Annotated in this window: 8 protein-coding genes; 2 read left to right on the top strand and 6 right to left on the bottom strand. The window is 69.3% G+C overall.

Going from position 1 to position 12,792, the window contains the following annotated elements; translation table 11 throughout:
• Positions 1-41: 41 nt before the first annotated feature.
• The 5 genes from AD72_RS03615 to AD72_RS03595 form a co-directional block, all read right to left on the bottom strand.
• A complete protein-coding gene (locus AD72_RS03615; RefSeq protein ID WP_051897835.1) occupies positions 42-1,652 on the bottom strand; it encodes a sigma-54-dependent Fis family transcriptional regulator in 1,611 nt (536 codons plus the stop codon).
• A 115-nt stretch (positions 1,653-1,767) separates the two neighbouring features.
• Complete coding sequence (locus tag AD72_RS03610) at positions 1,768-3,297, bottom strand: acyl-CoA synthetase (protein ID WP_031464928.1); 1,530 nt, start codon at positions 3,295-3,297, stop codon at positions 1,768-1,770.
• Positions 3,298-3,314: 17 nt separating this feature from the next.
• A complete protein-coding gene (locus AD72_RS03605) occupies positions 3,315-5,093 on the bottom strand; it encodes a GMC family oxidoreductase N-terminal domain-containing protein (protein ID WP_031464927.1) in 1,779 nt (592 codons plus the stop codon).
• The gene (locus tag AD72_RS03600; protein WP_031464926.1) at positions 5,093-5,971 is read right to left on the bottom strand and encodes a hypothetical protein; all 879 of its coding nucleotides are present in this window, start codon (positions 5,969-5,971) and stop codon (positions 5,093-5,095) included. The genes AD72_RS03605 and AD72_RS03600 overlap by 1 nt, the downstream gene beginning before the upstream one ends.
• Before the next feature lie 58 nt (positions 5,972-6,029).
• Positions 6,030-8,117 (bottom strand): prolyl oligopeptidase family serine peptidase, encoded by a 2,088-nt coding sequence (locus AD72_RS03595; RefSeq protein ID WP_031464925.1) that lies wholly within the window; start codon positions 8,115-8,117, stop codon positions 6,030-6,032.
• Positions 8,118-8,294: 177 nt separating this feature from the next.
• Here AD72_RS03595 and AD72_RS03590 point away from each other — a divergent pair, with 177 nt between their 5' ends.
• Positions 8,295-10,280: an alpha/beta hydrolase family protein gene (locus AD72_RS03590; RefSeq protein WP_031464924.1), complete on the top strand. Its 1,986-nt coding sequence runs from the start codon at positions 8,295-8,297 to the stop codon at positions 10,278-10,280.
• Here the strand turns inward: AD72_RS03590 and AD72_RS03585 are convergent, their stop codons facing one another.
• Positions 10,281-11,171: a LysR family transcriptional regulator gene (locus AD72_RS03585; RefSeq protein WP_031464923.1), complete on the bottom strand. Its 891-nt coding sequence runs from the start codon at positions 11,169-11,171 to the stop codon at positions 10,281-10,283.
• Between the two features lie 105 nt (positions 11,172-11,276).
• On the opposite strand from AD72_RS03585, the gene AD72_RS03580 reads away from it, so the two are divergent.
• Positions 11,277-12,719, top strand: coding sequence for an FAD-binding oxidoreductase (locus tag AD72_RS03580; RefSeq protein WP_082468763.1), 1,443 nt, complete (start codon positions 11,277-11,279; stop codon positions 12,717-12,719).
• Positions 12,720-12,792 lie beyond the last annotated feature (73 nt).

Below are 12,792 nucleotides of genomic sequence, written 5' to 3'. Positions count from 1 at the left end.
CGCTGGATCGCTTCAGTGGGCGCACTTCCCCGTGCACCGGGTCAGGAAAGGTCGGGGATCCCGAGGGTGCGCATGTGCCGGTACAGCGTGGTCCGGCCGATGCCGAGCAGTTGGGCCGCCTGTTGTTTGTTGCCCTCGGCCTGTTCGAGTGCGGCGATGATGGCATTGCGCTCGGCGAGGTCCATTCCGCCGAATTGCCGCGTGGTACCGATCCGGTATTCGGCGGGCAGGTGTTCCGGGGTGATCCCGGTCCCCGGCGACAGTGCGGGCAGTCGCTCGGTCAGCGCACGGAGCTCGGCCAGATTTCCCTGCCAGGAACGTGATCGCAGTATTTCCATGGCCCGGTCGGTGAACACCGGCGCGGGTGTGCCGAAGCGCTCGGCCAGCATCGGCGCGGCCAGCGCGGGAAGCTCGGCGATGCGTTCGCGCAACGGTTTCAGGATGATCCGCCGGGAGCACCGCGCCGCGAGCACCGCGACCGCTCCCGCGAGATCCTCGTCGCGGCAGGCGGTGCAGATGATCCGGCCACGACGGTCACCGACGATCGACCGCAGCAGTGCGAGGTGTTGCTCCGGGAACAGGTGCACGTCTTCGACGATGATCGTCCTGTTCTCGCGCAAGGCTTTCCGGAGTCCGCCGTGCCATTCCGGTACCGCGCCGAGGATGGCATCGGCCGGGGAGAGCCGCAGCGGTTCGCCATTCCCGGCGAGCACGGTCCCGGCCAGTTTCTCCGCGGTATGACTGCGACCGGTGCCCGGCTCACCGGTGACGAAGACGGTCTCCGCCGCTTCCGGTTCCGCCGCCGGGTGCGAAATCTGTTGCGGGCGCGGCTTTCCGATCCGGTAGAGCACCCCGTCCTCGGTGCCGTCGATGCGGCACATGGTGACGGTCAGCGCGGCACCATCGGGCAGATACAGGGGCCGCTCGATACCGCGATCGCGGGGCAGTTCGTCCGCCGCGACCCGTAACAGCGCGGGCCCGGCGACACCGAGCTGGTCGAGGCAACTGCGGTTGACGAGCACGACGTCCCCGCCGAGCACGGCGACCGGGGAGTGCTGGCGTGCGGTGGCGCATTGGAAAGCCTCGAACAGCCGCCGCCTGCTGGCCTGTGCCCCTTCGAGGATCCTGGTCCGGATGTCGGCGACCGCGCGGGCGATCAGCGGCGCGAACAGCGGGTTGCTGTCCGCGGCCGCGCCGGTGATGTCGAGTACGCCTTCCACCCGGCCGGTGAGCGGATGCTTGATGGGATGGCCGTAACAGGAGAACGCGCGCAGTGGTTCGGCGTAATGCTCGCCGCCGTGGATCCGGACGGCCCGGTGCAGTTCGTGTGCGGTGCCGAAGGCATTGGCCCCGATGCGTTCCTCGTCCAGCTGGGCGCCGTGCACGAATCCGATCGAGGAGATCGCCCGGTCCATGCTCGGATCGGCAAGCCAGCGGTACACGATCCGGCAATCCCGGTCGGTCAGGGCCAGCCCGAATCTGGTGCCCTCCAACTGTTCGGTCAATGCTTCGAGCACGGGAGCCGCGGCGTGCAGCAGCCGGCTGGAGCGGTCGACCTCGGCGATGGCGATGTTGTTCAGCGCGCGTTCCGGATCGACGCCGTACTGTTTCGAGCGATGCCAGGCCAGGGCGATCTCCGACTGCGAACCCACGGCGACAACCCTCCCAACGGACATCGGTGACCGTTATGACACGAATCGTGCTGTGTTGTCGGTGGACGATACGCCGAAGAGAGTGCCGTTCCCATACCCGAACGGGGGATGCGGATCATGCCGTGCGATACCGGTTCCGGAGTTCGCGTTTGAGGATTTTGCCCGCCCCGGACAGCGGGAGTTCTCCGGTGAATTCGATGCTCTGCGGGAGTTTGTACCCGGCGATCAGGGTGCGGCAGTGTTCCCGCAGCTCGGATTCGCCCGCGTCGTGCCCATCCTGGCGGACGACCACGGCGTGCACGCGTTCGCCCCAGCGCGCATCGGGCAGCCCGATCACCGCGCAGGAGGCGACCGCGGGATGGGCGGCGAGCGCGTTCTCGACCTCGGCGGAGTAGACGTTCTCGCCGCCGGTGACGATCATGTCCTTGATCCGGTCCACGACGAACACGTAGCCGTGCTCGTCCATATAGCCCGCGTCCCCGGTGTGCATCCACCCACCGCGCAGTGCCTCGGCGGTCGCTTCGGGCTGGTTCCAGTAGCCGAGCATGACGTGCTCCCCGCGCGCGAGGATCTCCCCGACCGTGCCGCGCGCGACCTCGTTGCCCTCCGGATCGGCCACCCGGACCTCGCCATGGGGTGCCGCCCGTCCCGCACTGCGGCGCAGTTCGGGAACCTCGTGGTCGCCGGGGCGCAGCAGGGTGGCGACCGGGGACAGTTCGGTCATGCCGTACGCCTGGGTGAACCCCGCGTTCGGGAAAGCCTCGCGGGCGCGCTGCAGCACGGTCTCCGCGATCGGCGAGGCACCGTAGCCGATGTGGCGCACCCCGGAAAGGTCGTGCCCGGCGAGCCCGGGAGCGTTCACCAGCAGTTCGATCATGGTCGGCACGAGCAGCAGATCGGTCACCCCGTGGGTACCGATCGCCGCGAGTACCGCTTCCGGGCTGAACGCGGGAACGATGACATGGGTCGAGCCGATGAGCTGTCCCGCGGTCCAGATGGCGAGGTCGGCGAGGTGGAACATGGGCGCGCTGTGCAGCAGCCTGCCTTCCGGGGTGAGGAAATCCCCGGTGGCCAGCGAACCGAGCGCCGAGGTGAGCAGATTGCGGTGGGAAAGCAGCACGCCTTTGGGAGTTCCGGTGGTGCCACCGGTGTAGAACACGCCGAGCGGATCATCCCCGCCACGGCGCGCATCCTCGGCGGGCGCGGTCTCGGCGATGAGCTGTTCGTAGTCGAGCAGGCCCTGCGGCACCTCGTGTTCGCCCGCGTGGATCACCACCGACAGCTGCGGGCACTCCGCGCGCAGCACCGGGACCAGCGGGGCGAACCGGTCGTCCACGATCAGCACCCCGGTGCGCGAATCGCGCAGCGCGTACGACAGTTCCGCCACGCTCCAGCGGATGTTCAGCGGGTTGAGCACCGCGCCCGCCCACGGTATCGCGAGCAGGCACTCGTGGTACCGGTCGGAATTCAGCGCCAGAATCCCCACCCGGTCACCGGAGGCGACGCCGAGCGCCCGCAGTCCCCCGGCCAGCCTCGCCACCCGGTTCGCGCATTCGGCGCTCGAGCGGGTGCGCCCGGAGAACACCGTCGCCGGACGATCGGGGGCCTGCTGAACCGCGCGGTGCAGGGTCTGGGTCAGGTACATACCCACCTCCACCCGGCTCAGAGTCCGAGTTGACCGAGCCGGACCGTGATGCGGGGATCGGTTGACACGACAGGGTTCTCAGCGTACACCCAGGGATCTCCGCCGAAGTGCTCCGCGAAGATCTTCTCGGCGGTACGGGTGGCCAGAGCCTGGGTGGTCAGGGTCGGGTTCGGGCCGCCGAGCGCATTCGCCAGCGCGGAGGTGTCGGCGATGTACAGGCCCCGGACCGCGCGGGACTGCGCATCGGCGTCCAGCACGGAATCCTTCTCGGATTCACCCATGCGCATCGAGGACTGAATGTGCAGCAGCAGGGGCGCCCAGTCGATCCGGTAGACCCGCTTCGCTCCGGCACCGCGGATCACCTCGGCGGCCTTGCGGGCGAGGAATTCCCGGTTCTCCAGGGTGCGCCTGGTGCGCTGACGGCCCCACATCTGCACCTTCGGCACCGGGCCGTGTTCATCGCCGAGCGGGAGCCCGGAGCGGACCACGCGGTTCTCCGGCTGCACATCGTCATCGGTGAGGACCACGACGGACAGCAGATTCTCCAGTCGCCCGGCCATGAGGTCCTTCAGCATCGGCCCGGTCAGCCGGCCCGCGGGACCGTCCCAGGGTCCGGCCGGGCCGCGCCCGTTCGCATACTGCCCGTGGATACCGCTGTCCGAGAAGTTCATCGCGAACGCGTGCAGGGCCGGTGGCACACCGACGTTCTCCAGTCCGCCCTTCGCGGGGAAATCGGCGCGCGCGGCCGAACCGACGCCTTTCGGATTGCCGACCGGATCGTCGAACACCCCGACCACCCAGTCGAGGAAATGGTCCGTGACCCCGCGCCCGACCCAGTCGTTCGGGTTCGGCAGCCCGCTGTTGAGCCACAGTCTCGGGTTCTCCACACAGCCACCGGCGAGCACGACCACGCGGGCGTCCTCGCGGTGCTCGGTCTCGGTGGTGTTGTCCTTCCAGGTGACCCCGTTCGCGGTCAGTGTGCCTTTCCTGGTCTCCGCGTGGATCCGGGTGACGTAGGCATCGGCGATCAGCGTGATCGGTTTCCCGCCCCGCGCCCACGCATCGGCGGTCAGCGCCATCGGCACATACGAATTGTCGGTGGACCGTTTCGCGTACTGGTTGCGCGGCGCACCGACCGGGCGCATGCAGCCCTGGAAACAGTAGCCGCAGAACGTGCATCCGGTCGCCTGTGGATAGCGCAGCAGTTCGGTGTCCGTGCTGCGGCCCGCCGTTCCGTGTGGTTGCAGTACCGCGTTCTGCTGCGGGCGATACGAGGCTTCGCGGGTGGTTTTGGTGGTCTGCACCGGAAGGCCGAGGGATTCGCAGCCCCGGAAGAAGGTCTGTTCCTTGTGTCCCATGGCGGCCGTGGCGACCGGTGCGGTGGCCTCGACCCATTCCAGATACGGCAGTAGTTCGCGGAATCCGAACGGGAAGCGGTGTTTCGTGTCGTAGGCCCCCGCGTCCGCTCCGGTGTAGTCCGCGAACACGCCGGGATACGGCCGGGGATAATTCCCGTAGAAATGCTGCGTCGTCCCGCCGACCCCGGAAACCTGCCATACGAACGAATTCTGCGGCAGCTCCCGGAACCACGCGGGCCGGGTCCGGTCCGTGGGGCCGAGCCGGAGAAACCCGGTGAGCGGATTGTTCGCATCGTTCTCGAAACTCGTCCACTCCGCGCGCGGGTCCGCGTGTCTCGGCCCGGCCTCCAGCAGCAGCACATCGAGCCCTTTCGCGGCCAGTTCCTTGGCCACCACCGGTCCACCGGCTCCCGCCCCGACCACGATCACATCCCGCATCAGCCACGTACCTCCTGCCGTCCCTGGTAATAGCCGAGGAATTCGTCCCAGCCCTCGACCGGTCCGTCCGGCTGATATCCGGAAAGCGTCCAGCCGACCGGGCGCGCGGTGAGCCTCCGGTGCACCGGATCGAACACGGCGAACTCGCTGTACGAGCCGAACGCGGCGAACTCCAGCAGCGCCCCGCCGAGGAACTTCAGCAGCCCGGAAAGGGAGGCCTTGAACGGCTGCGGCAGGTTCACATCCAGCACCGCGACCAGATCCGGCAGCGGGGCCTCGATCACCGAGAACACCGTGGCCTTCTCCGCGAAGGAAAGCCGGGAGAACGGTGAACCGAGCGGTCCCGTGGCCGCGGCCGGTTTCACCCCGGTCGCCACCAGATTCAGCAGCGCGGCCGCGACCACCGGAAGCGGAACGGTCGCATTGTTCTGCAACAGTTTCGCCAGCGCCTTGTCCAGGGTGGCCACCACGTTCGGCAGGCCGTCCAGGATCGGCAGGTGCACGCCCGCGTCCGAGAGCGCCGTCACCAGTGCGGCCACCGCCGGGCGCAGCAACTCGTCCGGCAGCGGCATGAACTTGTTCAGCGCGTCCAGCAGGAACCGCGGTGTTCCCGCCTCCACCGCCCCCGGTTCGCCGCGCCGGGTTCCCTGTGCGAGCGAGTGCGCGTCCGGTCCGGGGCACACGAACACCGACAGTCCCGTCATGGTGTCCCGTGCGAGCTCGTCGAGCACCGGCCGCAGCAGCCCGACGACATCCTCGATCGGGCCGCGCGGAGCGGCTGCGGCGGGTGCGGCCAACAACCCGCCGGCACCGGCCGCGCCGAACAACCCGATCCGGGTCAGAAATCCCCGCCGGTCCCAGGTCCGTGCCTCGTCCATCGGCCGAGTATCCGATGCGGCCGCGCCGGTGACTGTTCCAAGTTGAAACAGTCGCCGTTCACTGCCGGGGGACCATCCCCAGCACTCGCATGAGGAAGGCCAGCCAGTGCGTGGCGTGGGTGACGCTTTCCGTGCGGCCCGAGGCCACCCCGTGCCCGACCCGGTCCCAGACCCGCAGCAGCGCGGGGGCGGTGTTCCCGTCCGCGGCCTGCATGCGCGCGATGAATTTGCGGATCGGCCCCGGTGGGCAGGCGATATCGGCGTCCCCGGCATGCACGTAGACGGCGGGATAGGCCACGCCCTGGTCCTCGACGAGCTGATACGGCGACATCCGCGCGAGCCGGGCCACCTCCCCGGGATCGTCCAGATCGCCGTATTCCGCGCAGACGGCGAACTTCCCGTAGGGGTGGCGATGCGCGCCGATGATGTCCAGCAGCGGGCACTGCGGCACGACCGCGGCCCACAGTTCGGGGCGCTGGGTGATCGCGGCGCCCGCCAGGAATCCGCCATTGCTCCACCCGGTCATGGCGAGCCGTTCCGCGGTGGTGACACCGGATTCGATGAGGTGCTCGGCGATCGAGTAGAGATCGTCGAGGCTGTTCTGTTTGTGCGTGCGGCGCCCGGCCTCGGCCCAGTCGGAGCCGAGGTCCCCGCCGCCGCGCTGGTGCGAGATGGCCAGCGCGCCACCGGCCGCGAGGAAGGCGGCGACCGGGCCGGGAAACTGGGCGGGCCAGGCGACCCCGCCGCCACCGTAGGCGGTGATGAGCGTGGGCACCGGTCCTTCGGCGTTCGCCGGGAGCACCAGGTGATACGGCACCGCGGTACCGTCCGCGGATCGGGCCCAGCGCAGCGAAACGCCCGCCCCGGGCAGCGTGACCCGGGGCTCGCGCAAGGTCTGCAAGCGCCCCGATCCCGGGCGGTAGCGGTACAGGCCCGGGGATGTCGTCGGGGTGGAGAACAGGAAAACGAACTCCTCCGGGTGCCCTTCGGGTGCCATGGCGGCATTCGGCAGCACATCGGCGGGAAGCGCACCGGCCCCGGGAAGCGGTATCTCCTCCAACTCTCGGCCACCGCGGTCGAACACCCAGGCGCGGGCCTCGGCGTCCACGGAGCCGGTCACCACGAGGCGGTCACCGATCAGCCGGACATGGCCGAGCACCCGCGTCGATTCGGCGACCAGCTCCCGCCAGGTGCCCGGATCCCCGGGATCGGGACTGTCGAACGGGATCGCGATGACCCGGCCGCGCGGCGCCTCGTGATTGGTGACCGCGACATAGCGGTCCCCGTCGATCAGACCGGCCACCGTGGCATCGAGTCCCCGCACGAACGGGCGCCACTTCCGTTCCGGCAGTTCGCAGACGTACCGCGGCAGCGGCCAGACCCCGGTCAGCACGGCGTGTGCACCGTCCGCGGCGACCTGCACGACCGGACCGTGCTCGACATCGACCGGTTCGGGCTCAGCCGCCGGTTCCGCGCCGACCCGGTGGAAGTACACGTGGAACGCGAAGGTCTCGGCGGCGGTGTCGCCCGCGGTGTAGAAGAACCCGGTGCTGTCCGGCAGCCATTGCGGGGTGACCAATGGCCCCATGGTGCGGTGCGGTATCCGGTCGGCCAGGCGCTGCCCCGTTCCGACCTCGAGCAACCGGATCTCGCCGAGTTCGGAACCCTGCGTGCAGACGGCGAACGCGACGATCCGGCCGTCCGGGGAAGGCGCGAACCAGGACACCTGCCCGGCCTCGGGGTTCGGGTCGTACAGCACCCGCCCCGGACCACTGGGCGCATCGGAGACCACCAGCACCGCGCGGTCCGGGTAGTCCGGTTCGGGAACCCGGTCCAGACGGAACCAGCGCCCGCCCGCGAAACACGGCACCGGATCGACCATCCAGTTCGGTGAACCGGTGCCATCGGCAACGCAGTGATCCACCGAGGCGCGCAACGCGTCCAGGTGTGGCCAGCTCTCGATGATCCGGTCGGTCAGCGCGTTCTGCGCCTGCTGCCAGTCCCGTGCTTCCGCCGATTCGTCCTCCAGCCAGCGATACGGATCGGGGAACTCGGCGCCGGGAAGCTCTTCCCGCGCATCGACCGTCCGTGCCGCCGGGTATTCCAGTCGTTCCTCGGGTATCGTTCGCCGTCCGTTCCACGCCATACCAGCACGGTAGGCAGCTGCCGGCGGTCACGGCCAGCGACAGTCGCCGGATGCTTCGGGGAGCCGGCGCGACGATTGTCGAACCCCGCGCGGTGGGCAGCAGACACCTGTCGGTGGCGCACAGCGGGCCCGATCGGCGAAGGTGGATCCCACCCGCACCGTGCCGAGAGGGATCACATGAAAGCCGATCTGCGAGACACCACCGAGTTTGCCGCGGTCGCCGAGCATCTGCGGCGGCTGCACGAGCCCGCGTTCGGGCGGCCGCACGCGCTGCGCGAGCCCGAGGTCTCCCGGGACGGGACGCGGGTCGCGGTGACCGGCCTGGTGTTCGATCGGCTCGCCGGCCATCCGCGCACCGGGATCTACACCGGCGACGGCGAGCTCCGGCCGGTCTCCGCGGGAACCGGATCGGCTCGCTCCGCGAGGTTCGCCCCGGACGGCTCGGCGCTCGCCTTCCTCGCCGACCGCGCCACACCCGGCGAGTTCCAGCTGTTCCTGTTGCGGGACAACGACTTCGGTGAAGCGGTCGGCACGCCGACGGTGCCCGGAACGGTGGAGTACGCGCACTGGTCCCCGGACGGGCGGCACATTCTGCTCGGGGTCGCCGGGCTCGGCGCCGACCTTTCCGGTGGCCAGGGCTCCGGGACGATCACCACGGCGACCGATGCCCCCGCCGCGGACTGGTTACCGGAAGTGGACACCGGCGCAACCGAGGACGCCTGGCGCGGCCTGTGGCTCTACACCGTGGAGACCGGTGCGGTGCGGCGGATTTCCCCGGACGGGCTGAACTGCTGGGAAGCGGGCTGGGCGGGCCCCGCCGGGGTGCTCGCGATCGCCTCGGACGACCCGAGCGAGGATTCCTGGTACGGCGCCGCGCTGCACCACATCGACCCGGCCACCGGGACGAGCAGGGAACTGCTGCGCAGCGAGGTGCAGCTCGGCCTTCCGGCGGGTTCCCCGGACGGCCGCTACGCCGCGATCGCCGAGGCGGTGTGCAGTGACCGCTGGATCCTCGCGGGCGAGCTCTCGGTCATCGAACTGGAAACCGGGGCGCGGCACCGCATCGACACGGCGGGCACGGATGTCACCCGGCTGCAGTGGCTCGACGAGCGGCGGCTCGGTTTCCTCGGGCTGCGGCGGATGGACTCGGTCGCCGGAATCGCGGAGGTGCCGACCGAAACGGTGACCGAGGTGTTCGCCACCGGAGACGCGTGCGGGGGAAGCTGGTTCTATCCGGACGGCACGTTCACCGCGGACGGCCGGGTCGTCACGATCCGCGAATCCTATGCCCTGCCCCAGGAACTGATCAGCACCGATGGCTCAACGGACACGGTGCTCGGTTCGGTGGCCGGTCCGGGCACCGACTACCTGTCCTCGGTCGCCGGTACCGCCCGGCCGGTCACCTGGCGGGCCGCCGATGGGCTGGAGATCGACGGCATGCTCTGCACCCCGCGGGGCGAGGGACCGCATCCGCTGGTGGTGAACGTGCACGGCGGGCCCATCTGGGCATTCCGCAACACCTGGTCGCTCAACTATCCGTGGGTGCCGCTGCTGGTCGCGCACGGTTACGCGGTGCTCAACCCGAACCCGCGGGGCAGCGGCGGCCGCGGGCAGAAGTTCGCCGAGCAGGTCGTCGGGGACATGGGCGGGGCCGATACCGGTGATTTCCTCGCGGGTATCGACTGGCTGGCCGAACAGGGTATCGCCGATCCGGAACGTGTCGGCCTGATCGGCGGAAGCTACGGCGGCTTCATGTCCTCCTGGCTGGTCACCCAGGATCAGCGGTTCGCGGCCGCGGTGCCCATCGCCCCGGTCACCGACTGGTACAGCCAGTCGTTCACCAGCAACATCAACGGCTGGGGCAATGCCTTCCTGCGCGCGGACCCGGAACAGCCCGGATCATCCGCGCACACCCGCAGCCCGGTGCTGCAGGCCAGCAAGGTCCGCACCCCTTGCCTGAACGTGGCCGGGGCCAGGGATCGGTGCACCCCGCCCGGCCAGGCGCTGGAGTTCCACCATGCGCTGCTCGACCGGGGCGTGGAATCGGCACTGGTCGTGTACCCGGGCGAGGGACACGGGGTGCGCGCCTATCCCGCGGTCACCGATCTGCTCACCCGGATCCTCGGCTGGTTCACCGAACACATGCCGCCGAACGGACACTGATCAGCCGTGCAGCGCGGCGAACCGCTCGGTGAAGACCCGGGCGCGCCGCGTCTGCGTGACCCCGGAGGGCGTGGCCAGCCCGATCGCCACCGGATCGAGGCGGTCCTCGATCTCCACGGCGCACACCCCGGTAGTGTCCGCGCTGCGCTGATTCATGATGCTGAACCCGAGCCCGGCCGCGACCAGCGCGCGCACCCCGTCCTGACTGGTGGTGCGCAGGACATCCGGCACCTTGTCGATCACCAGGTGCAGCGCCTGCTCCACGAACGAGCGCGGTTCGGGAAGGTCCAGCAGCACCAGCGGCCGCGCGGCGAGTTTCCCGAGGCGGACCTTCTTCTGCCGGGCCACCGGATCATCCTCGGGGACGAGCACATAGGGCCGCTGCCGGGTGACCGGGCGGAACTCGACCTGCTCCCCGATCCCCAGTCCGTAGGCCACGGCCACTTCCACCCCGCCCTCGCGCAGTGCCGTCATGAGGTCCGCGGTATCGGCCTCGTGCACGGCGACGGTGAGCTCCGGATGCTCTGCGCGCAGCGCGTGCAGCACCGGCGGCAGGAAGGCCGGCATCAGCGTGGGGAAACACCCCACGCGCAGGGTTCCGGAAAGACCGGTCTGCAACTGGCGGCTGCTGACCGCCAGCTCCTCCGCCTGGCGCAGCACCCCGCGCGCCAGCACCAGCAGCTCCTGACCGGCCGCGGTCACCGAAACCCCCTTGGCGTGATGCCGGACGAACAACTGGCAGCCGAGCTGGCGCTCCAGCCGGGACATCGCGGTGGACAGGGCGGGCTGCGTGGTGCTCACCCGGTGCGCGGCATCGGTCATCGTGCCGGTCTCCGCCACCGCGACGAAATACTGCAGCTGGGCGAGGGTGAACGGAATCGCTTCGGGCATAACACTAGATTAGCCGACTTTATCTTCTAGGTTGTCGACATTCATTAGGTTTTTGCTCAGCTCGCGCCCACACTGGAAGCGGGGCCAGCGAGAAGGGAGCAGAAAATGGGAATGCGAGCGCTGCTGCGGGAACATATGCCGGAACTGGAAACGGCATTCGAGGGCGAGGAGAACTACGCCGAGGCCAAGGCGGCGTGGAACATTCTCACCCGGTACAGCCCGGCGGGCGTGGTACAGCCGCGCACCACCGCCGAGGTACAGCAGATTCTGCGGCTGGCCGCCGAGGCCGGGGTGGACCAGATCGCGATTCGCTCGGGCGGGCATTCCTTCGAGGGCGGCAGCCTCGGCGGCCCGGACGGGCACGCCCTGGTCATCGACATGATCAAGATGAACCGGATCGACATCGACGTCCAGGGCCGCACCGCGGTGGTCGAGGGCGGTGCGCTGCTCGGCCAGCTTTATCTTGCGGCGTACGAAAACGGCGGCCTCATGGCGCCGATGGGTTCCTGCGTCAGCGTCGGGGTGGGCGGCCAGGCGCAGTGCGGCGGCTACGGCCACTACGCGCGCACCTTCGGCATCCTCACCGACCGGGTCCGCCAGTTCGAAGTGGTCACCGCCGATGGCACGGTGCGCATCGCGAACGCGGTGGAGAACCCGGATCTGTACTGGGCGTTGCGCGGCAACGGAACCGGCTCCTTCGGTGTGATCACCAAACTGTGGATCACCCTGAACCCGGCACCGAAGGCACCGGCGAACTTCGAACTGCGGTACGCGCTCAGCGATATCGATTTCGACAGCGTGTTCACCGCGATCCAGGACTACACCCTCGCCGCGCCGGTGACCGTGAACCCGATGGTGATCGTGTGGCTCGGCTATCTCGAGGTGGCCGGTTCGATCATGACCGACAGCCCGCAGGAGCGCGAGGCGGCGATCGCCGACCTGAAAGCGAAGCTGCCCGCTCCGACGACCGAGGTGATCGAGCCGATGTCGTTCCTCGAATCCGTCCGGGATCTGGGGCTGCGCCAGACCTCGGCACCCTGGTACCAGCGGCTGGAGAACATCCACCGCGAAGGCCAGGAGCACTCCCGGTTCATGAAGATCAAGGCCGGGTTCGTGCCGGAGAAGTTCGGCCCCGAGTTCATCCACGCGTTCGGCGAACTGGCCGCCACCCAGCCCACCACCGGGGTCCGGGTGCAGCTGCTCGCCATGGACCCGGAGCACGATCGCGATGCCGAGGACACCGCGATCAAGAACCGGGGCTGCCCCTGGCTGATGGGCATGTCGGTGTGGATCGAGAGCGAGGACGACGACAACGAGGCCTCCGACGCGGGAACGGCCCGGCTGCCCTGGCTCAACGACTGCTACGAGCTGTTCTACCCGGTGACCACCGGCGGCTACATCGGCGATGACGACCGGCACGAGGCGGACAACGGCCGCGACCTGTTCGCCAGCTACTACGGCGCGAACTTCGGGCGGCTCAAGGAGATCAAGCGCGCCTACGACCCGCGCAACGTGTTCCACCACCCGCTGAGCATCCCGGTGGACTGACCTGGTTGGCGCCCACCCGGCGAGCGGAGTATTTTCGCATAGTAGAAATCACTGTCCGCTATGCAGAATTACT

Source organism: Sciscionella sediminilitoris, assembly GCF_000737195.2.
Classification (GTDB): domain Bacteria; phylum Actinomycetota; class Actinomycetes; order Mycobacteriales; family Pseudonocardiaceae; genus Sciscionella; species Sciscionella sediminilitoris.
This window is presented reverse-complemented; position numbering and strand designations above follow the sequence as displayed.